The 22,005-nt window shown below is 65.8% G+C and carries 15 protein-coding genes; 7 read left to right on the top strand and 8 right to left on the bottom strand.

Annotation, left to right across the window (positions count from 1 at the left end):
• The first annotated feature begins 12 nt into the window (after nt 1-12).
• Nucleotides 13-1,776, top strand: coding sequence for a DEAD/DEAH box helicase (locus NX778_RS09595; RefSeq protein ID WP_258811501.1), 1,764 nt, complete (start codon nt 13-15; stop codon nt 1,774-1,776).
• Nucleotides 1,777-1,936: 160 nt separating this feature from the next.
• Here NX778_RS09595 and NX778_RS09590 read toward each other — a convergent pair whose 3' ends face one another.
• Complete coding sequence (locus NX778_RS09590) at nt 1,937-2,806, bottom strand: alpha/beta hydrolase (protein ID WP_258811500.1); 870 nt, start codon at nt 2,804-2,806, stop codon at nt 1,937-1,939.
• Nucleotides 2,807-2,819: 13 nt separating this feature from the next.
• Entirely contained in the window at nt 2,820-4,085 is a 1,266-nt protein-coding gene (locus NX778_RS09585; RefSeq protein ID WP_258811499.1) for an MFS transporter, read from the bottom strand.
• A 160-nt stretch (nt 4,086-4,245) separates the two neighbouring features.
• On the opposite strand from NX778_RS09585, the gene NX778_RS09580 reads away from it, so the two are divergent.
• From NX778_RS09580 to NX778_RS09565, 4 genes are all read left to right on the top strand, one after another.
• The gene (locus NX778_RS09580; RefSeq protein ID WP_258811498.1) at nt 4,246-5,586 is read left to right on the top strand and encodes an MFS transporter; all 1,341 of its coding nucleotides are present in this window, start codon (nt 4,246-4,248) and stop codon (nt 5,584-5,586) included.
• A gap of 77 nt (nt 5,587-5,663) precedes the next feature.
• Nucleotides 5,664-7,295 carry an alpha-D-glucose phosphate-specific phosphoglucomutase gene (locus NX778_RS09575; RefSeq protein WP_258811497.1) on the top strand — a complete coding sequence of 544 codons (1,632 nt, stop codon included), beginning with the start codon at nt 5,664-5,666 and terminating at the stop codon, nt 7,293-7,295.
• Nucleotides 7,296-7,315: 20 nt separating this feature from the next.
• On the top strand, nt 7,316-8,959 hold the full coding sequence (locus tag NX778_RS09570; RefSeq protein ID WP_258811496.1) for an alpha-amylase family glycosyl hydrolase: 1,644 nt from the start codon (nt 7,316-7,318) through the stop codon (nt 8,957-8,959).
• 127 nt (nt 8,960-9,086) lie between these two features.
• Nucleotides 9,087-10,946, top strand: a complete 1,860-nt coding sequence (locus NX778_RS09565; protein WP_258811495.1) for a glucokinase — start codon at nt 9,087-9,089, stop codon at nt 10,944-10,946.
• 139 nt (nt 10,947-11,085) lie between these two features.
• On the opposite strand, the gene NX778_RS09560 is transcribed toward NX778_RS09565, so the two are convergent.
• Entirely contained in the window at nt 11,086-13,800 is a 2,715-nt protein-coding gene (locus NX778_RS09560) for an alpha-1,6-glucosidase domain-containing protein (RefSeq protein WP_258811494.1), read from the bottom strand.
• Between the two features lie 229 nt (nt 13,801-14,029).
• On the opposite strand from NX778_RS09560, the gene NX778_RS09555 reads away from it, so the two are divergent.
• Together NX778_RS09555 and NX778_RS09550 are read left to right on the top strand one after the other, a co-directional pair.
• Nucleotides 14,030-15,649: an alpha-glucosidase gene (locus NX778_RS09555; RefSeq protein WP_258811493.1), complete on the top strand. Its 1,620-nt coding sequence runs from the start codon at nt 14,030-14,032 to the stop codon at nt 15,647-15,649.
• On the top strand, nt 15,649-17,493 hold the full coding sequence (locus NX778_RS09550) for a glucokinase (RefSeq protein ID WP_258811492.1): 1,845 nt from the start codon (nt 15,649-15,651) through the stop codon (nt 17,491-17,493). The genes NX778_RS09555 and NX778_RS09550 overlap by 1 nt, the downstream gene beginning before the upstream one ends.
• A gap of 143 nt (nt 17,494-17,636) precedes the next feature.
• On the opposite strand, the gene NX778_RS09545 is transcribed toward NX778_RS09550, so the two are convergent.
• The 5 genes from NX778_RS09545 to NX778_RS09525 all read right to left on the bottom strand — a co-directional run bounded on the left by NX778_RS09545 (nt 17,637) and on the right by NX778_RS09525 (nt 21,977).
• A complete protein-coding gene (locus NX778_RS09545) occupies nt 17,637-18,065 on the bottom strand; it encodes a hypothetical protein (protein WP_258811491.1) in 429 nt (142 codons plus the stop codon).
• Nucleotides 18,066-18,143: 78 nt separating this feature from the next.
• Entirely contained in the window at nt 18,144-20,003 is a 1,860-nt protein-coding gene (locus NX778_RS09540; RefSeq protein WP_258811490.1) for a hypothetical protein, read from the bottom strand.
• Nucleotides 20,004-20,012: 9 nt separating this feature from the next.
• Nucleotides 20,013-20,930, bottom strand: a complete 918-nt coding sequence (locus NX778_RS09535) for an ABC transporter ATP-binding protein (protein WP_258811489.1) — start codon at nt 20,928-20,930, stop codon at nt 20,013-20,015.
• Nucleotides 20,927-21,316: a GntR family transcriptional regulator gene (locus NX778_RS09530; RefSeq protein WP_258811488.1), complete on the bottom strand. Its 390-nt coding sequence runs from the start codon at nt 21,314-21,316 to the stop codon at nt 20,927-20,929. The genes NX778_RS09535 and NX778_RS09530 overlap by 4 nt, the downstream gene beginning before the upstream one ends.
• Before the next feature lie 241 nt (nt 21,317-21,557).
• Nucleotides 21,558-21,977, bottom strand: coding sequence for a hypothetical protein (locus NX778_RS09525; protein WP_258811487.1), 420 nt, complete (start codon nt 21,975-21,977; stop codon nt 21,558-21,560).
• Between the last annotated feature and the right edge of the window lie 28 nt (nt 21,978-22,005).

Genomic DNA, 22,005 nt, shown 5'->3' with positions numbered 1-22,005 from the left:
AAGAAGCACATCATGTCAGACACCTCCCTCACGTTCGCAGACCTTGAGCTGCCCGCGCCCGTACTGAAATCGCTGAAGGAACTCGGTTACGAGGCGCCATCGCCGATCCAGGCGGCCACCATTCCCTTGCTGCTGGAGGGACGCGACGTGCTGGGCCAGGCGCAGACCGGCACCGGCAAGACCGCTGCCTTCGCGCTGCCGATCGTCGCAACGCTCGACCTGAAGAAGGCCACGCCGCAGGCGCTGGTGCTGGCGCCGACGCGCGAGCTGGCGATCCAGGTGGCCGAGGCCTTCCAGACCTACGCCTCGCACGTGAAGGGCTTCCATGTGATGCCGATCTACGGCGGCCAGGCCTACGGCCCGCAGCTGTCGGCGCTGCGCCGCGGCGTCCATGTGGTGGTCGGCACGCCGGGCCGCATCATCGATCACATCGAAAAAGGCTCGCTCGACCTGTCGCAGCTGAAGACGCTGGTGCTGGACGAGGCCGACGAGATGCTGCGCATGGGCTTCATCGACGAGGTCGAGCAAATCCTGCAGCAGACCCCGCAGGAGCGCCAGACCGCGCTGTTCTCGGCCACCATGCCGCCGCAGATCAAGCGCATCGCGCGCACCTACCTGCGCGATCCGCAGGAAGTGACGGTGGCCGCCAAGACCACCACCGCCGCCAACATCACCCAGCGCTACTGGCTGGTGGCCGGCCTGCAGAAGCTCGAAGCGCTGACCCGCATCCTGGAAGCGGAGCCGTTCGACGGCATGATCATCTTTGCCCGCACCAAGCTCGGTACCGAGGAGCTGGCATCCAGGCTGCAGGCGCGCGGCTTCGCGGCCGCCGCCATCAATGGCGACATGGCGCAGCAGCAGCGCGAGCGCACCATCGAACAGCTCAAGAGCGGCAAGATCGACATCCTGGTCGCGACCGACGTCGCCGCGCGCGGGCTGGACGTGGAGCGCATCAGCCACGTGATCAACTACGACGTGCCATCGGACCCCGAGAGCTACACCCACCGCATCGGCCGCACCGGCCGTGCGGGACGCAGCGGGCAGGCGATCCTGTTCGTCACGCCGCGCGAGCGCGGGCTGCTGAAGGCGATCGAACGCGCCACGCGCCAGCCGGTATCGCCGCTGTCGCTGCCGACCGTGAAGGCGGTGAACGAGGTGCGCATCGCGCGCTTCAAGGACCAGATCACCGAGACGCTGGCGGCCGGCGGCCTGGACGTGTTCCGTTCGCTGATCGAGGAATACGAGCGCGAGCACAATGTGCCGGCGGTAGACATCGCGTCGGCGCTGGCAAAGCTGGCGCGCGGCGACGAGCCGCTGCTGCTGGAAAAGCCGGAACGCGACGCCAGCCCGCAGCCGACCTGGGAGGAACGCAACCAGCGCGCACCGCGCGGCGAAGCGGCGCCGGGCTACAAGCGCGAGCGCGTCGCGCACACGCCGGAGCAGGGCATGGGAACGTACCGGATCGAAGTCGGCCGCTTCCACGGCGTCAAGCCGGGCAATATCGTCGGCGCGATCGCGAACGAGGCGGGGATCGATGCGAAGTTCATCGGCCGCATCGAGATCTATGACGATTACACGATGCTGGACCTGCCGGCAGACCTGCCCAATGATCTGATCGCGCACCTGAAGAAGGTGTGGGTCGCGGGACAGACCTTGAACATCACGCGCGATGGCGAACCGCCTGAAGTCAAGAAAGGTGGCCCGGCGAAGAACGGCGCCCAGCGGCGCCTGAACGAAAAGCCCGTCGGCAAAAAGCCCCGTCAAAAATTCGAGTAATCGAATACCGCTGGCGCCTTCTTAGTTAGCAAAAAACCGTCGTCCCGGCGAAGGCCGGGACCCATAGAACGTTTGCGTCGTCGAATCGCTAAGGGCAGTCGCTCTGCTAGCTCAGCATGGGTCCCGGCCTGCGCCGGGACGACGTTTTCAGGTTGGTGAATTAGCGCGCAGCGGTGACTACTTTCTTCCCCTCCGGCGCAAACAACCACTGCACCGCCTCCCCGAACTGCGTGCTCCAGAACCCCTCATTGTGGTGCTCCCCCGGCACGATCTTGAGCACGAAGTGATCCTTCGGCAGCCCGGTGCGCAGCACCGTCTGCGCCATCACCTTCACATCCGGCACCATGCTGTCGCCTTCATCCCCGCCCATCAGCATGTAGACCCGCGCATCCTTCGGCAGCGGCTTGGCCGCAACGTAGGCGTACGACATCGGCGCCGTCCAGTACGCCGGCGAAAACACCCCGGCTTTGCTGAACACCTGCGGATACTGCACGATCGCGAAGTGCGTGATCAGCCCGCCCATCGAGCTGCCCATGATCGCCGTGTGCGCGCGGTCGGGCAGGGTGCGGTAAGTATGATCGACCAGCGGCTTCACCACTTTCACGATGAAGTCCATGTACTGCCGCCCCTCGCCCGCGCCGAAGCGCGGATTGTCCCAGGGATTGAGCTCGTTGATCCGCTTGTCCGGGCTGTTGTCGATGCCGACCACGATCAATTCAAGCTTGCCCTCGCTCGCCAGCTGGTCGAGCGTCTCGTCGACCTTCCACTCTCCCGCGAACGAGGTCGCATTGTCGAACAGGTTCTGCGCATCGTGCATGTACAGCACCGGATAGCGCTTGCGCGAAGTCTCGTACCCCGGCGGCAGGTAGATGCGGACCTGGCGCTGCCGGTCGAGTCCCGGAATCACGAGCTTGGTCTTCAGGAGCGAAACGCCGGGACCGGCGGTCGACTGGCGCGCCGGCGCATCGGCCGCGCCGGCAGTGGAGCAGAACAGGGCGGCGAGGCCGAGGATGGCGAGGATCTTCTTCATCTTTTCTCTCGTATCAGTGGGTGGCAAGCGCCTGCGCGGCGTTGGGGCAGGCGGACTTCTTGTCGCTGACCGCGCACCACAACAGCGCCGAAACGGCGAGGCAGGCTGCGCAGATATAAAACAGGATGCTCTTGTCGGCGGCGCCGGCCAACACGAAGCCGACCTTGGTCGAGACCAGCTGCGGCAGCACTACCGACAGGTTGAACAGGCCCATGAAGAATCCCATGCGGCTCTTGTCGACCTTCTCGCTCATCACGGCGAATGGCAGCGACACCACCGCCGCCCAGCCGATGCCCACAAAGGCCATCAGCAGGTACAGCATCGCCGGGGTGCGCGCGGCCAGCGCGATCGCGAGGTAGGCCGCGGCCATCACGCCGACGCACAGCACATGCACGCGCACGCGCCCGAAACGGGTCACCAGCGGCGCCAGCACCAGCGCGGGCAGCACGAAGCCAACCACATTCATCACCGCGAAGGAGATCGCGATCACCTGTCCCGAACGGGCCGCCGCATCGACGGCGCCGGCGACGATGTGCTGCTGGATGAAGGCGATGATGTACACGAACATCGACTGCACGCCCAGCCAGGTGAAGGCGTGCGCGACGAAGATGCGCCACAGCTGGCCCCAGTCGGTGGCGGTGGCGGCTTCGCGTTCGGCCGGCGCCAGCGTGCGCGGCTCCTCGACAAAGAACATCGGCAGCACCGAGAACGCCAGCACCAGCACCACGCCGACCGAGATCAGCGCGTAGTTGTCGATAAAGGCGCCGATCAGGTAGGCCATCACGCCCCAGAAGCCGGAGATGGTCTGCATCCAGGTGTAGCCTCGCGTGCGCGGCTCGCCTTCGGGCGTGACGTCGGCGATCAGGGAACGAGTCGGGTTGAAGCTGATGTTGATCGAGATGTCGAGCGTAAGCGCGATCATCACCGCCACCACGAGCAGGTTGCTGGTGCCGAGCAGGCTGGCCACCGAATCGATCCGCGGCAGCAGGAAAACGGAGAGCGCCGCCAGCGCGCCGCCGATCAGGATGAAGGGCCGGCGCCGCCCGCCCCAGAACCAGGTCCCGTCCGAGATCAGGCCGATGATCATCTGCCCGAGGATGCCGGCAGTCGGCCCGGCCGCCCACACGATGCCGATTTCGTCGATGTGCAGGTGGTATCTGGTCGAGAGCAGCCAGGACAGCGCCGAAATCTGGATGCACAGCGCGAAGCCCATGGCCGTCGCGGGCAGGCTCAGGATCGCGTAGAAGGGGTTGCTCAGGCGCCTTTGCATGGGCAGCATGATTGTGTCTCCGTCGTGTTGTCGTTTTAATGCTGCAGTCTGTTGTTTGACTACAAATTCACAGTCCGCCGCCGTTGTTTTCTCGATTCTACTATGGAAAGCGCTCAATTGACACTTAGAAAGCGCCATGTTATTTTGCTACAAACAATCGGGGACACTCATGGAAATGCAAACCAAGGCGCTCAAGCCTCGCCTGTCGTTCTGGCAGCTGTGGAATATGAGCTTCGGCTTCTTCGGCATCCAGTTCGGCTTCGCGCTGCAGAATGCGAACACCAGCCGGATCTTCACGACGCTGGGCGCCAATCCGGACAACCTGTCCCTGTTCTGGCTGGCCGCGCCGGTCACTGGCCTGCTGGTCCAGCCGGTCATCGGCTACCTCTCCGACAATACCTGGCACCCGCGCTGGGGCCGCCGCCGCCCGTTCTTCTTCGGCGGCGCGGTGCTGGCCGCGCTGGCGTTGTTCCTGATGCCGAATTCGGTCGCGCTGTGGATGGCGGTGTCGGTGCTGTGGATGATGGACGCGGCGATCAACGTGTCGATGGAGCCGTTCCGGGCCTTCGTCGGCGACAAGCTGGACGAATCGCAGCATACCGCCGGCTTCGCGATGCAGACCTTCTTCATCGGCGTCGGCGCGGTGATCGCATCCATGCTGCCGACGATCTTCACGGAGTACCTGCACGTGTCGAACGCGTCCGTGAACGGCTCGATCCCGGACAGCGTGCGCTACTCTTTCTATGTGGGCGCGGCGGTATTCCTGTTCGCGGTGAGCTGGACCGTGCTGACGGCGGACGAGCTGCCGCCTGAAGATGTCGAAAGCTTCGACGCACAGCGCAAGCACGCGCGCAGCTTCGGCGTCGCGCTGCGCGAAATCTTCGGCGGCTTCGCACGCATGCCGCGCACCATGGTGCAGCTGGCCTTCGTGCAGTTCTTCACGTGGATCGCGCTGTTCGCGATGTGGATCTACACCACCAACGGCATCGCCGAAAACGTGTACCACACCACCGATCCGCATTCGGCCGCGTTCCAGGACGCGGGCAACTGGGTCGGCGTCTTGTTCGCGGTCTACAGCGGCGTGTCGGCGCTAGGCGCCTTCATCCTGCCGGTGTTCGCGCGCGCCACCAGCCGCAAGACGGTGCATGCGGTGTGCCTGGCGATCGGCGGCGCCAGCCTGGCCAGCCTGTTCTTCATCACCACCAAACAGGCGCTGCTGGTGCCGATGATCGGCGTCGGCCTGGCATGGGCCAGCATCCTGTCGATGCCGTACGCGATCCTGGCCGGTTCGCTGCCGGCCAAGCGCATGGGCTACTACATGGGCCTGTTTAACTTCTTCGTCGTGATCCCGCAGATCTGCAGCGGCACGCTGCTCGGCTTCGCCAACAAATACCTGTTCGACGGCCACTCGATCCGCATCCTGGTGCTGGGTGGCGCGAGCATGGCGCTGGCGGCGGCATTGACGCTGTTCGTCACCGACAAATCCGGGCGCGGCGCGGCGGACCGCTAAGCCAGCCCTGCGCCGCCGTTTTCGCTCCTGTCGTATCGTCAAGGTTCGACAGCAAACCATCACGACCGGAGCGACACATGACGATACAGACGGTAGCGACCCGCCCGTTCAATGGCCAGCGGCCAGGCACCTCGGGCCTGCGCAAGAAGGTCACCGAATTCCAGACGCCGGGCTATCTCGAAAACTTCGTCGAAGCGATCTTCACCACCCTTGGCGACTGCGCCGGCATGACGCTGGTGCTCGGCGGCGACGGCCGCTTCTTCAACCGAACGGCCATCCAGACCATCCTGCGCATGGCCGCCGCGCACGGCGTGCGCAAGGTATTCGTTGGACGTGGCGGCCTGTTGTCCACGCCGGCCGTGAGCTGCGTGATTCGCAAGCGCCACGCCAACGGCGGCATCGTGCTCTCGGCCAGCCATAATCCCGGCGGCCCGCACGGCGACTTCGGCATCAAGTTCAATATCGAGAACGGCGGCCCGGCGCCGGAGAAGATCACCGAGGCGATCTACGCCAATACCCAGACCCTGCACAGCTACCACATCAGCGATGCGCCCGAGGTGGACATCGACCGCATCGGCGCCGCGCGGGTCGAGCAGATGGAAGTGGAGGTGATCGATCCGGTGGCCGACTACGCCGGACTGATGGCCCGGCTGTTCGACTTCGACGCCATCCGCGGCCTGTTCGCGCGCGGTTTCACCATGCGTTTCGACGGCATGCACGCGGCTTCCGGTCCATACGCCAGGGCGATCATCGAGGGCATGCTCGGTGCGCCGGCGGGCACCGTCATCAACGGCGAACCGCTGGAAGACTTTGGCGGCCACCATCCGGACCCGAATCCCGTCAACGCGGCCGAACTGATCGCGCTGATGTCCGGGCCGGATGCGCCGGACTTTGGCGCCGCCTCCGATGGCGACGGCGACCGCAACATGATCCTCGGCCGCCAGCTTGCGGTCACACCATCGGACAGCCTGGCGATCATCGCCGCCAACGCGTCAGTGGCGCCGGGCTACCGCGACGGCCTGGCCGGCATCGCGCGTTCGATGCCCACGTCGACCGCCGCCGACCGCGTGGCCGAGGCGCTCGGCATCGCCTGCTACGAGACGCCGACCGGCTGGAAGTACTTCGGCAACCTGATGGATGCGGGCCTGGCCACGCTGTGCGGCGAGGAGAGCTATGGCACCGGCTCCAGCCATATCCGCGAAAAGGACGGGGTGTGGGCGGTGCTGTTCTGGCTGAACATCCTTGCCGCGACCGGCAAGAGCGTGAATGAACTGGTGCGCGAACACTGGGCGCGCTTCGGCCGCAACTACTACTCGCGCCACGATTACGAGGCAGTGGAAGTCATGGCGGCGGAGGATGTGATGATGGCGCTGCGCCGCAGGCTACCGGCCTTCACCCGCCAGGCGTTCGACGGCTACCGTGTCGCGCTGGCGGACGACTTCAGCTATTCCGATCCGGTCGACCAGTCGGTCGCCTCGCACCAGGGCGTGCGCATCATCATGGACGACGGCTCGCGCATCGTGTTCCGCCTGTCCGGCACCGGGACCGAGGGCGCGACGGTGCGGCTCTACCTGGAGCGCTACGAGTCCAATCCGGCGCGCCTCGATCTCGATACGCAGGAAGCGCTGGCGGCCCTGGTCGCAATCGCGGAGCAGGTATCCGGACTTAAACGGCGAACGGGCAGGGAAGGCCCGAGCGTCATCACATGAAAAACCATAAGGGACCCTGAATGAAACGACTCGCTCTCGCCGCCTCGCTCATCCTCGCCTTCGGCAGCGCCACGGCGGCCACGCCGTTCTCGTGGCGGAACGCGACCGTCTATCTCGTGATGACGGATCGCTTCAACAACGCCAACACCGCGAACGACCACGCCTATGGGCGCAAGGACGATGCCGCAAAGCTGCGCGGATTCATGGGCGGCGACCTGGCCGGGGTGACGGCGAAGATCAGGGAAGGCTACTTCAACGACCTGGGCGTGGACGCGATCTGGATCACGCCGCCGGTCGAGCAGATCCACGGCAGCACCGACGAGGGCACGGGCCGGAGCTATGGCTTCCACGGCTACTGGGCGCGCGATTTCACGGCGCTCGACGCCAACCTCGGCACCGAACAGGATATGCATGATCTCGTCGATGCGGCCCACGCCAAGGGACTGCGCGTGCTGCTCGACGTCGTGATGAACCACACCGGCCCGGTCACGCCGCAGGACCCGGTGTGGCCCGCCAGCTGGGTGCGCACCGGACCGAAGTGCACCTACAAGGACGTCAAGACCACGCGCGACTGCACGCTGGTCGAAAACCTGCCGGACATCCGCACCGACAGCAAGGCCAAGGTCGCGCTGCCGCCGGCGCTGGTGGCCAAGTGGAAGAAGGAGGGGCGCTATGAGCGCGAGGTGAAGGAGCTCGACGACTTCTTCAAGCGCACCGGCTATCCGCGCGCGCCGCGCTACTACCTGATCAAGTGGCACGCGGACTGGGTGCGCAAATACGGTTTCGACGGCTTCCGCGCCGACACCGTCAAGCATACGGAGCCCAAAGTATGGAAGGAGCTGAAGCAGCAGGCCAGCCTGGCGTACGAGGACTGGAAGCGCGCCCACCCCGGGAATGCCGTCGGCAACCAGCCATTCTTCATGACGTCCGAAGTGTATGGCTACGCGGTCGAAAGCGGCCGCAAGTTCGATGCCGGCGGCGAGATGGTCGACTATTACGACAATGGCTTCGACAGCATGATCAATTTCGCGATGCCGGGCGATGCAAAGCAGGGCTACGAGAAGCTGTTCTCGACCTATTCGGACCTGCTCAACGGGCCGCTGGCGGGCAAGACGGTGCTCAATTATCTCAGTTCGCACGACGACGGCGCGCCGTTCGACGCGCTGCGAGAGCGGCCGTTCGAGGCCGCCAACAAGCTGCTGCTGGCGCCGGGCGAGGCGCAGATCTACTACGGCAGCGAGACCGCGCGCGTGCTCAAGGTCGACGGGGCCGAGGGTGACGCCAACCTGCGCTCGTTCATGAACTGGGACGAACTGGCCGCCAACACGGCGCGCAAGGGCTACCGCGTCGGGGACGTGCACGACTACTGGGCGCGGCTGGGCCGCTTCCGCCATGACCACATCGCGGTCGGCGCAGGTGTGCACCAGATGATCGCGGCCAGTCCGTACACCTTCAAGCGCACTTATGACAAGGACGGTGTGCGCGACCGCGTGGTGATCGCGCTCGACCTGCCGCGTGACCGCGCGCTGCCGATTTCGGTGGCCGCGGTGTTCATGGACGGGCAGACGGTGTACGAGCGCTTCTCCGGCCAGAGCGCTGTGGTCGCGAACGGGAAGGTGCAGTTCGCGGCGCCGGTGCCGGTGGCACTAATCTCCTTGGAATAATAGTTGCGGTCGTTTCCGGCACTGCCGGAAACGACTTCCCGCTTTCGCGGGACCGACGCTCTTTTGGTCACTTTGGCATGGTATCCTACGCGCCATTCGTGGCGCCGTTGCGCCGCATGAGGGTGCGATGAGTACTGAACAGGATAACGAACCGAAGCAAACACGCGGCGCATACGCCGACGGCCCGCGCCTGTTGGCCGACATCGGTGCAACGCACGCGCGCTTTGCGCTTGAGACCGCGCCCGGCGCGCTGCGCGAGGCCGAGGTTCTGCGCTGCGACGACTTCTCCGGCATCGTCCCGCTGCTGCGCGCCTACCTGTCGCGTCATCCGGTCGGCCAGATCAAGCACGCAGCGTTCGCGCTTGCCAACCCGATCAGCGGTGACCTGATCCGCATGACCAATCGCGACTGGCAGTTCTCGACCGAGGAAGTGCGCCGCGCGCTGGGCCTGCAGACGCTCCTGATCGTCAACGACTTCACCGCGCTGGCGATGGCGCTGCCCGGCTTCGGACCGAAGGACCTGATGCAGATCGGCGGCGGCGTCGCGCAATCGAATGCGGTGGCCGGCGTGCTTGGCCCGGGCACCGGCCTTGGCGTGTCGGGCGTGATCCCGACCGTCGACGGTTACATCACGCTGGGCAGCGAAGGCGGCCACGTCAACTTCGCTCCCGCTGACGAGCGCGAATTCGCGATCCTGCAGTACGCCTGGCGCGAGTGGCCGCACGTATCGAACGAACGCCTGATCTCCGGTCCGGGCCTCGAACTGATCCACCGCGCGCTGGCGCAGCGCAACGACGTCTCGGCGCCGCCGCGCACCGCCGCGGAAATCGTCAGCGCCGCGCTGGAGCACAAGGACCCGTTGTGCCTCGAAGTGCTGGAGTGCTTCGCCGGCATGCTGGGCGGCGCGGCCGCGAACTTGGCGGTGACCCTCGGCGCATTCGGCGGCATCTTCATCGGCGGCGGCATCGTGCCGCGCATCGCGGATTGGTTTGCCACCTCGCCGTTCCGCGCGCGTTTCGAAGCCAAGGGCCGCTTCACCGAGTACCTGGCGCAGATCCCGACTTTCGTGATCATGACGCCTAGCCCGACGATCTACGGCGTAGGGACCATCCTGTCCGAACACCTGCGCGGGCGCAGCGGCGCGGGCACGCTGATGGAGCGCGTGCAGCACCTGCAGAACGAGCTGTCGCCGGCAGAGCAGCGCGTCGCGGCGCTGGTGCTGGAGCACCCGCGCAAGGTGCTGTCCGAGCCGATCGCTGAAATCGCGCGCCTGGCCGACGTCAGCCAGCCGACCGTGATCCGCTTCTGCCGTTCGCTCGGTTTCTCCGGCCTGGCCGATTTCAAGCTCAAGTTCGCGGGCAGCCTGACCGGCACGATTCCGGTGCGCCACAGCCAGGTGCGCATGACCGACAGCACGCACGACCTGTCGGCCAAGGTGATCGATAACACCGTGTCGGCGATCCTCCGGTTCCGCGACCAGATGGACGTGAACTCGATCGATCGCGCGATCGAAGTCCTGCGCCGCGCCAAGCGGGTCGAGTTCTATGCGATGGGCAATTCGCGCGTGGTGGCGCTGGATGGACAGCACAAGTTCTTCCGTTTCCGGATCCCGGCGTCGTCGTATGGCGATTCGCACCTGTTCACGCTGGCGGCAGAGCTGTTGGGGCCGGGCGATGTGGTGATTGCGATTTCGACCTCTGGCCAGCTCCCGGAACTGCTTGCGGCGGTGGACAAGGCGCGCGCGGCCGGAGCCGAGGTGATCGCGATCACGAGCAGCAAATCGTCGCTGGCGAAGAAGGCGACGGTTTGCCTGGCGGTGGATCACAGCGAAGACAGCACGACTTTCCTGTCGATGATCTCGCGGATTCTGCAGCTGCTGCTCATCGATATCATGGCGGTGGGGATTTCGCTGGGCGCGCATGGTGAAGCGGCGCTGGGGCCGGAGGCGGAGCGCAAGCGGATGCTGATTTCGCACCTCGATATCTGAGGCGGTTCGACAGCTCAGCGTGTCTATGGGTCCCGGCCTTCGCCGGGACGACGTTGTTTAAATTAAGTGGTTAACTCAAGACCGTCGTCCCGGCGAAGGCCGGGACCCATAGACCGCGTGAACAGCCGCGCGGCACCCCTCAGCCCTCGACAAACACCACCGCCGTCCTCGCCGGCACCGTGAACGCCCCGCTCGCGCTGTCAAACTTCGCCCCCATTGCCCGCTTATCCGCAGTATGCCCCGGATGCACCCGCATCCGCTTCCCGCGCGCCTGCGGGTCGGCGACGGTATGCGCCACCTTGTCCACGTTGATCAGGTAAGTGATCCCCGCAAACCGCGCCCCCGCATAACCACGCCCATCCAGATGCGCCGCAATCACCGTCGGCTCTTGTGCCGATCCGGTATTGAAGAACCTCAGCCGCCGCGAGATATCCGCGGCTGTCCGCATCCTGAACAAGGTCGAGCTGGCGCGAATCCGCAGCAAATCCCGAAACCCATCCCGCGCAAACGCGATGTCTGAAGGCGAGGGCTTGATCGCCGCATTGCCCAGCAGCGGCTTTAACAAAGGCCAGTCCTTGCCATTGTCATCCGCCGGCGGCAGCCCGCTGCCAAAGTAGTTATCCCGATAGCTCCAGTCGATGCGATTGAACCAGTCGCCGGAATTGAAGCTGTTCCGGTCGAGCGACTTCGAGCGCAGGATATCGATCCCCGCATGGAAGTAGGCGACGCCCTGGCTGAACGCATCGATCGCCATCGCCAGCACCTGCACCCGCGCGCGGTCGTCGCTGCTGGTGGCGATGGGCAGCTTGAGCACGTCGATGTCGAACAGGGTCTGGTTGTCGTGGTTCTCGACGTAGTTCACCGTCTCTCCGGATTCGCTCGCATAGCCTGCAGGCTGGCCGCCGTAATCGATGCCGGCCAAGGGAACGATGCGGTCATCCGCCGTCATCAGGCGATAGCTGCGCACCGAGCCGGCAAGTCCCGCACGCACCATGTCGGCGCTGCGCATCAGGTCGACCTTGGTGCCCGACGCCTGCGCGTTCGGATCGTAGTACAAGCCGTTGACGTAACCCTGGCGCCGGAACATGTCGATGCCGGAGTCTCCCGCCGATCCGCCGCGCACCGCATCGCGCTCGCGGTCGTTGAAAGTGCCGATGCCGCTGCCGTTCAGCGACAGCTGCGACGCCTGCACAAAGCGCGCGCCGTTGGCGACTTCGCCGAAATTCCAGCCCTCGCCGATCAGCGGGATCGCACGCTTGGCCGCCGTATCGACGCGCTTCTTCAGCAGTTCCATCACGGCGCGCGGCTGGTGGCCCATCAGGTCGAAGCGGAAGGAATCGATCTTGTATTGCGTTGCCCACTGCGTCACCGAATCGATCATGAGCTTGCCCATCATGAGGTTTTCGGTGGCCGTGTTGTCGCAGCAGGTCGACTGTTCGACCTTGCCCGTGGCATCGAGCCGGTGGTAGTAGCCGGGCACGATGCGATCGAGGACCGACTTCGCTTTCTCGCCCGCGGCGAAGGTGTGGTTGAAGACGACGTCCATGCCAACGCGCAGCCCGGCGCGGTGCAGGCTCTGGACCATCTGGCGGAACTCGATGATGCGGCGCGCGCCATCCGATGGATCGGTCGCGTAGCTGCCCTCGGGCGCGTTGTAGTGGACCGGGTCATAGCCCCAGTTGAAGCAGTCGGTTTCGGCGGTCCTGCGCACCAGCGCCTGCTGCGTTTCGCCGTCCGGCTCGCCGGATGGGGATGGCGCCGCGCAAGCGCTTTCGGGCACGCTGCCGAAGTCGTACACGGGCAGCAGGTGCACGTCGGTGAGCCCGGCCCTCGCCAGCGCTTCGAGGTGGCGCATGCCGTTCGATTGCGTCTCGGTGAAGGCCATGTACCTGCCCCGGTGCGCAGCGCTCACGGTCGGGTCGTTGATCGAGAAGTCGCGCACATGAAGTTCGTAGACCGTCATGTCGGTCTGCGCCTTGACGCTTGCAGGGCTGGGCGTACTGTCCCAGCCTTTCGGCTTCAGTGCGGGCGAGGCCAGGTCCGCGATGTAGCTGCGCTTCGAATCGGTGTTCAGGCTTACCGAGTAGGGATCGGTGACCAGGTTGGTGACCACGCCCATGCCATCGACGACGACATCGACGGCGTAGCGATAGTAGCGGCCCGACAGGTCGCCCGGCAGGCTCGCGCTCCAGGCGCCGGTGACCGGATCGAACTTCATCTGGGCGATGGACGACGCACTGCCTTCCGCGCCGTCGTACACGCAGACGGCTGCCTGTTGCGCGGTCGGCGCCCACACCTCGAACCGCGTCGCGCTACGGGTCGGCGTGACGCCCAGGCCTGTCATGCTGCCGGCGGCGGCGTAGATGTCGTCCAGCGCGCCCGCTGCCTGCAGCCGTGTCGCCGCGCGCACCCTGCCGTCGCTGTCTTCCTCGACCAGCACCGCCTGGCCGCGCAGCACCTCGGGCACGCGCGCGAGATCGTCGGCCCGCAGCGACAGCACCGGCCCGTCGCCGACGTACTTGAAGCGCTGAGCGACATCGGCGCGGAGGCTGCCGGTGAACGCCTCCAGCGCTATCGAACTCGCGTAAGGAATATAGCCGCCGACGGACGGCCAGACGATGCCGCTTGCCGAGTAGTACAGCTTGTAGCTTGCCTTTGGATCGGCGCCGGGCCACTTGATGTGGCCACGATCGAGCCACACGGCGCGCGCGTCCAGCGCAGGCGGCAGCGCGCGGTACTCGCGCATCGACTGGTTGGGAACCGCGCAGGCGCTGATGGCGATCTCGGCGTGGACGAAGTCGCAGGCGCAGGCGCAGGCGAGGGCGAGCAGGGTGGCGAGGCGGGCGTGGTTCATGGCTTGGGATGCTATGCCCAGCCTGAGTATCTTGGCAACAGAAAATTGCCATGAACGCGAAAAATTTATGTAGTTTGACTACCGCGCGGCGGCCAGTGCAAGCATAAAAATAACACTAAGTGCCTGAATATAAATGGTAAATTGCGAAATCCACGTTCTCTGCGGATATTTGTAAAACGGATTCTGCTGCTGTATATTCTCTACAATTCAGTAACAGCCGGACAATCCCATGCAGAGCACCCAGACTCCATGGTGGCGCGAAGCCATCATCTACCAGGTTTATCCCCGCAGCTATCTCGACACCAACGGTGACGGCGTCGGCGACCTGCCCGGCATCACCGAGAAGCTCGACTACATCGCGAGCCTGGGTGTGGACATCGTGTGGCTGTCGCCGTTCTTCAAATCACCGATGAAGGACTTCGGCTACGACATCTCGGATTACTGCGACGTCGACCCATTGTTCGGCGCCCTGGCCGACTTCGACAAGCTGGTCGCGAAGGCGCATGGCCTGGGCCTGAAGATCATGATCGACCAGGTGCAATCGCACACGGCCGAAGCGCATCCGTGGTTCGTGGAGAGCCGCAAGAGCCGCGACAATCCCAAGGCCGACTGGTATGTGTGGGCCGACCCGCTCCCGGACGGGAATCCGCCCAACAACTGGCTGTCCGTGTTCGGCGGCTCGTCGTGGCAGTGGGATAGCCGGCGCCGCCAGTACTACCTGCACAACTTCCTCACCAGCCAGCCGGACCTCAACTTCCATAACCCGGAAGTCCAGCAGGCCATGTTGGACAGCATGCGTTTCTGGCTGGAGCGCGGCGTCGACGGCGTGCGCATGGACGCGTGTAACTTCCACTTCCACGACCGCCAGCTGCGCAGCAACCCGCCGGCCACCAAGCGCGATACCGCGACCGTCACCGACGTCAACCCGTACGGCATGCAGAGCCACGTGTACGACAAGACCCAGCCCGAGAACATCGGCTACCTGCGCCGCATTCGCGCGCTGCTCAACGAATTCGGCGCGATCGCGATCGGCGAAGTGGGCGCTGACGATTCGCTGGCCGTGATGGCCGACTACACCTCGGGCGGCGACAAGCTGCACATGGCCTACAGCTTCAACCTGCTCACGCCCGAGTTCTCGGCCGCCTACATCCGCAAGCAGGTCGAGGATTTCGAGGCGCGCGTGAAGGGCGGCTGGGCCTCCTGGTCGGTCGGTAACCACGACAGCATCCGCGTGATGACGCGCTGGGGCGGCGCCAATCCGCCGGCTTCGTTCGCGAAGATGATCCTGGCGATGCAGTCCTCGCTGAAGGGCACGCCCTGCCTGTACCAGGGCGACGAGCTGGCGCTGACCGAAGCGGACGTGCCTTACGAACTGCTGCAGGACCCGTACGGCATCACCTTCTGGCCCGAGTTCAAGGGCCGCGATGGCTGCCGCACGCCGATGCCGTGGACCAGCGAGGCGCCCGACGCCGGCTTCACCACCGGCACGCCGTGGCTCCCGGTCGACAAGTCGCACCTGCCCAAGGCCGCGGCGGTGCAGGACCAGGATCCGGATTCGGCGCTGAATTTCGCGCGCCGCTTCATCGCCTGGCGCCGCCAGCAGCCGCAGCTAACGCGCGGCGAGATCGCGTTCTTCGACGCGCCGGAACCAGTGCTGGCGCTGCGCCGCGACCTCGATGGCGAGAAACCGGTGCTGGCCGCTTTCAACTTCGGCGACAAGGAAGTGAGCTTCGACTGGCCCGAGGCCGCGCAAGCGGATGACCTGGCCGGTCATGGCCTGCCGGGGTCCGCCGGTGCTGGCCGCGTGACGCTGCCGCCGTACGGCGCCTGGTTCGGCAAGGCCCGCTGATGGCGCGCGCGGCGGAGGCGGCTGAACAGCAGGCGTTCGCCGATGGCCCGCGCCTGGTCGCGGACATCGGGGCCACGCACGCGCGCCTGGCGCTGCAGGTCGCGCCGCGCACGTTCCGCCACGTCGCCGTGCTCAAATGCGCGGAGTTCGACGGCATCGTCGAGCTGCTGCGTTTTTACCTCGCCGACCACGCGGAGATCAAGTTGCAGCACGCGGCGCTGGCGATTGCCTATCCCGTCAGCGGCGACCAGGTGCGCATGACCAACCGCGCCTGGGAGTTCTCCACCGACGCGGTGCGCCGCGAGCTGGGGCTGGCCACGCTCCTGATCGTGAATGACTTCACGGCGCTGGCGATGGCGATTCCGTCTTTGGCTCCATCGGACCTGATGCAGGTAGGCGGCGGGTTGCCCGCGCAGAACGCGGTGGTGGGCCTGCTCGGTCCCGGCACCGGCCTCGGCGTGTCGGCCGTGATCCCGACCGAGGACGGTTTCGTCACGCTGGGCAGCGAAGGCGGCCACGTGAACTTCGCGCCCGCCGACGAACGCGAGTTCGCGATCCTGCAATATGCCTGGCGCGAGTGGCGCCACGTGTCGAACGAACGCATCATCTCCGGACCGGGCATGGAGCTGATTTACGAAGCGCTCGCGCGGCGCAACGGCGTGTCCGCCCCGCCGCGCAGCGCCGCCGACATCATCAGCGGCGCGCTGGAGCAGAATGACCCGCTGTGCCTGGAGGTGCTGGAGTGCTTCTGTGGCATGCTGGGCGGCGCCGCCGCCAACCTGGGGGTGACGCTGGGCGCCTTCGGCGGCATCTTCATCGGCGGCGGCATCGTGCCGCGCATGGGCGAGTGGTTCGCGCGCTCGCCGTTCCGCGCGCGCTTCGAAGCCAAGGGCCGCTTCTCCACCTACCTGTCGGACATCCCGACCTTCGTCATCACCACACCCAACCCTGCCTTCCATGGCGTGGCTTCGATCCTGGCCGAGCACCTGCGCGGCCGCACCGGCGCCAACACGCTGATGGAGCGCGTGCGCCAGATGCGCGCAACCCTGACCCCGGCCGAACAGCGCGTGGCGGCGCTGGTGCTGGAACAGCCGCGCCTCGTGCTGAACGAGCCGATCGCCGACATCGCGCGCACGGCCGAAGTGAGCCAGCCGACCGTGATCCGCTTCTGCCGCTCGCTCGGCTTCTCGGGCCTGGCGGAGTTCAAGCTCAAGTTCGCGAGCAGCCTGACGGGCGCGATCCCGGTGCGCCACAGCCAGGTGCGCGGCAGCGACAGCACGCACGACCTGTCGGCCAAGGTGATCGACAATACTGTTTCCGCCATTTTGAAATTCCGCGACCAGCTCGACGTGCGCGCGGTCGACCGCGCCATCGAACTGGTAAGCCGCGCCAACCGCGTCGAGTTCTACGCGATGGGCGACGCCAGCGTGGTGGCGCTGGATGGCCAGCACAAGTTCTTCCGTTTCCGCATTCCGACCACCGTGTACGGCGACGGCCACCTGCTCAAGATGGCGGCCGAATTGCTGCGGCCCGGCGACGTGGTGATTGCCGTATCCAATTCCGGCACTGCGCCGGAACTGCTGGCGGCGATGGATGCGGCGCGCGCCGCCGGCGCTGACATCATCGCGATCGGCAATGGCCACTCGGCCATGGCGCGCAAGGCCGGCGTGGTACTGGCGGTGGAACATGCCGAAGACAGCTCGACCTTCCTGTCGATGATTTCGCGGATATTGCAGCTGCTGCTGATCGACATTGTGTCGGTGGGTATTTCGGTGGATGAGCACAATGCGAACGACGCCGAGGCGCGCGAACGGCGCCTGCTGATTTCGCACCTGGATAGCTAGCGAACGAAGGCGCCGCTGGCCGAGGGAGGAGTGGTCACCACCGCCTTATGGCGAAGCGGTAGCGGAGTCGGTCAGCGGCTGGGTCTCACGATACGGCGCACCGCTGTTCGCCATTTGTGCTGTCTCAATCGTGCGCGGCTGGATTAGTGGGCTTCGATCCGGCGCACGGTGCGCCGCCATTCGGGCACGGTCAGCAGCTTGCCGGTCTGCGTGTCGTCGACCAGGATCTCCTTGCCCGATTTCGCGACCAGGAAGCTGGCGCGGCGATGCACCGCGTCGGGCGCATTCTCGACGAAGCTGAACTGCCAATAGGGCTTGCCGTCGACCATGCGCGGCTGCGGATCGTCCTCGATCACCGCGCCGTGGGTCTTGCCTTGCGACTTCTTCTCGATCTGCTCGGACATGGTCTTCAACTCCGGCACCTCCATCAGCGACGCCATCGCTTCCTCGCGCGTCGGCTCCTTCGCCACCGGGGCCGCGGGTGGCGCAACAGGTTTGGGCGCCTCCTGTTTCTGGCAGGCGACCAGCGCGCAGGCGAGGGCAAGGGTGGTCAGCAGGCGCGAAGTGGTCATGGGCAAGGATCCAGAGGGAAGGTCGGCGCCCAATATAACGAAGAACGGGGCGGGCGGCAACAGCCGACCCGTCTGGCATCAAGCGAGGACCGGCCGGGGGGCCGTTGCCGCCTGCGCCTGTGTCTGCCGGACGGGACGTGGCTGCAGCGCCATCAGGCTGAACAGGGCGGGAAGGCCGGCCACGACGCAGGCGACGATCCAGGCCACCTTGGCGCGCACGGGCAGCGTGCTCGAATGCAGCCAGCGGCCCGCACCGAGACCGGACAGCACGGCCAGCAGCAGGGCCACGGCGATCACGATGGGCGGGCGCGGGTAGCGCAGCTCGGCGGTATGCCAGGGATCGCCCTGGTCAGGCACGATGCCGCGGTCGAACACGATGTCCTTGAGGGAGACCACCGCGTGCAGTAGCGGGGATGTCCACCAGTCCACATGTTCGTACAGCGCCGGATAGTCGTGCGCCAGCAGGCGGCGCGCGAGCGGTTCCGCTTTGCCGTCGGGGGAGACGAACATCACGATCTGTGCCGATCCAGGGGCGCCGCGCACCATCGCGCGTCCGAAGTTGAAGGAGACCAGGGTGCCGTCCTTGAGGTTGGCAACGTCAACCCGGTCGAGATCGCTCGCGGCTCCTGGCAGCGCAATGCTCCATGCGGCCGGCACCAGGCCCGCGCCGTCATCCGGGGTGGGCGGATGAGCGATCAGGCGCTGGTTGGTGATCGAGAAATCGAATGTGCCCGGCACCTTGCGCATCGGCGACAGGAATTTTTCGTTACCGGACAGGGCGAGCAGCTGGCGCGTCGTCTGGGTCTTGAAGTCGATCAGGTACAGCTGTTGCGGCGCCTGGATCACGGCCGGGCCCCGCGTGACGGGCACCGCGGGGAAAGCCTGGGTGTCGCCGGCGCCGTGCAGGCCGAACCAGCCGCGGTCTTCGCCGGTTTGCCCATCACGTCCATGGAAGCGCATGGTGTCGTGACTGAAGTTCCAGATGATCGAGCGGCCTGGGTCGTGCCAGCTGGGTTTGTCGAGATTGCTGGCCTGGCCGTGCACCGGGTACTGGCGGCCAAACGGGATGATGAAGGTAGGCTGGCGGCCCGGTAGCTCGGCGCGCCATTGCGGGATGCGCGGGTCGTTGGAGAGAGCCAGGCCGCTGTCCAGGGCCTGCTGGCTGGTCTGGTGCGACAGCGCGTATACGCCGCCGGGGTTGAGCGAGGGCCGGTTCGCCGGATTCATGCCGGTCGCCGTCAGCGCGGCCATGTAGAGCATCGACGCGCCCAAGCCAAGTGCGACATAAAAGCCGACCTGCAGCGGCAGCGCGGTCATGATGGCCATGACCGCACCGGCCGGAGGCGACTGGCGGTCGGGCTTGAACGATGCGTATGCCACCACCGCGAGAATCGCGATGCATGCGAAGGCCGGGAGCAGCATCGTGAAACCCGACGCGAGGTAGTTCAGCATCACCAGCGGCAGTGCGAGCACGCCGAAGGCCCAGCGTGTGCGGCTCAGGATGATGATGGTGCCGGCCAGCCAGCCGGTCACCGTCAGCAGAACGAGGTGCGCGACCAGCGTGTAGTGGCGCAGGTCGACCACGCGCGCGGTGTAGTGTTCCGTGCAGAGCAGTGCGACGATCGCAGGCAGGCCGACCGCCAGCACGAACAGCAGCACCGACGCGCCACCTATCGCACCGAACACGCGGGCCAGCGGCATCGGGCGGTGCAGCAGCCAGATGCAGCGGCCAGGCTGGCGATAGACGCCGAACTGGTAGAGGCCCAGCGCCAGTCCGCACGCCATGAACAGGCCCATGCCGAAAACATGGGACACGATGAACATTTCCAGGACGTTTTGCGTGCGTCCGAACAGCAGTTGCAGCACCAGGTGCACGGCGGCGAAGATCAGGGCCGCGCGGCGAAAGCGGCGCAGCTCGGCGAAGAACAGTTCTTTCATCGGGTGTCCTCAGGCTGCCTTTGGCAGTGGTTGGTTCGAGATGTGGCCGCGCGAGAGCATGCCGTCGATGGCGTTGCCGAGCGTGGTGTCCATCGCCTGCACATTGGCCGCGCCCAGCCGGCGCAGCTCGTCGCCGAATGCGGCGCCGCGGTCGAATACCGTCAGGTGCAACAAGCCCTCTATCAGGGTCGTGCGCAGCACGCCGGGCTGCTCGCGCACATCGGGCACGGCGCCGCCGAAATCGGCGACCCACATCTGCACGCGCGCGCACAGCTCGTGTGGCGGGGCGGCGAAGCGCAGCACGCCACGCTCCATGATCACGAGCTTGTCGGCCAGGCGCTCGATCTCGTCCATCTGGTGCGAGCAGTAGACAATGGTCATCCGCTCCGACAGGTTGGCCAGCATCAGCGACTCCATGAAAGCGCGTTTGGCGACGATGTCCAGGCCGAGGGTGGGCTCGTCGAGCATCAGCAATTCCGGACTTTGCGCCAGCGCCAGCGCGAGGCTGATGCCGGCCCGCTCGCCGCGCGACAGGCTGCCGACTTTCTGCTTCGGCTCGACGTTGAAGTTGCGGATCACTTCATCGAAGCGCGCATCGTTCCAGCGCTGGTACTGGCGGCGCTGCAGCGCGGTGAGTTCGTCGACGCGCATCCAGCCGGGCAGTCTATGTTCTTCGTTCACGAAGCCGATCCGGCCGCGCAGCGCGGGCGTGAGCGCGCGGCTGTCGCAGCCGAGTATCGTGGCGCTGCCGGCGTCCGCGGTCTGGAAGCCGAGCAGCACGCGGAACAGCGAGGATTTACCGGCCCCGTTGGCGCCGACGACCGCGTGCACGCAACCTGCTTCCAGCGCGAGGCTCAGCTTGTCGAGTGCCTGCTTGCGCTGGTAGCGCACGCTCAGGCCTTCAATGTGGATCGCGTAGTCGCTCATGCGGTTTTCCTCGGCTGGCATTGGTCGAGTTCATCGGACACGCGGCGCACCAGCTGGGCCTTGGTGTAGCCCAGCCCCACGACGTCGCCGACGAAGCGCTGCACGGCGTCGTCCAGGCGGCGGCCGCGCTCTTCGTCGGACAGGCGCTGGCGCGGCGGCGCGACGAACAGGCCGAGGCCGGCGCGCGCATCGAGCCAGCCTTCGGCGGTCAGCTCGGCATAGGCTTTGGCGATGGTGTTGGGATTGACGGTAAGCTGCTGGGCCAGGCCGCGCACGCTGGGCAGCATGGCGCCGACCGGCAGCGAGCCGCTGGCGATCAGGCGGCGCACACCATCGACGATCTGGCGGGCGATGGGACGCGGGTCGCCGGTAGCGATCTGGAGCATCAAGGGAGCGCGAGAGGTCATGTGGGTGTTTAACTGTACTATAACGGTTAGTACAGTAAACCGAAATTATTGATGAGTCAACAGAATCTGGAGCGGATCAGTAAAAGCCAACGTCAGTGCCGCGGGCGCGGGAATCCCATTTCCTGGCCAGGCCGCGACGTTTGAGTCCACGGGCCAGCGTGCAAAATGGGGTGCCCGCTTTCGCGAGAACGACGTTCATGGTGGATGCACGTAGCTCCAACTATTTGGTGGCTAACCCGTGCTCTGCGCACCATGCGCGCAGAGCGGCTTTTGTTTCGTCATCGCGGAACCGATGCCACTTGTCGCGCAGGTTGCGACGATCGACCAGGTCGCTGAAGCGCCGATACGCTCCCTTCTTGTGGAACATCTCCCGAACCGCGTCATAGTCGCGCGGCATGTCGCGCTCGACGAAGCGGAAGACCAGGGGTGTGCCAAGGTCGAGATCACGCGAGCCCGGCACTTCGATATAGCGGTCCGATTCGGCAATATCGTCAGGCAGTGGCGGGGCGCCTGGTGGATCGCATTCGGTTCGTAGCAACACTTCGCCGGTGTCACGACTGACCCAGGCTTCCGCTTCGCCCCAATCATCGCCCACCAGCGTGACGGCATCTTCAAGATCATTCAGGTTGACTGTCGGCATGATTGTTCTCCAAAGGCTGAGATGAGCG

The sequence above is a fragment of the Massilia terrae genome (assembly GCF_024753145.1).
Taxonomy (GTDB): domain Bacteria; phylum Pseudomonadota; class Gammaproteobacteria; order Burkholderiales; family Burkholderiaceae_D; genus Telluria; species Telluria terrae.
The sequence above is the reverse complement of the archived record's forward strand: the minus strand, read 5'-3'. Positions and strand labels throughout refer to the sequence as shown.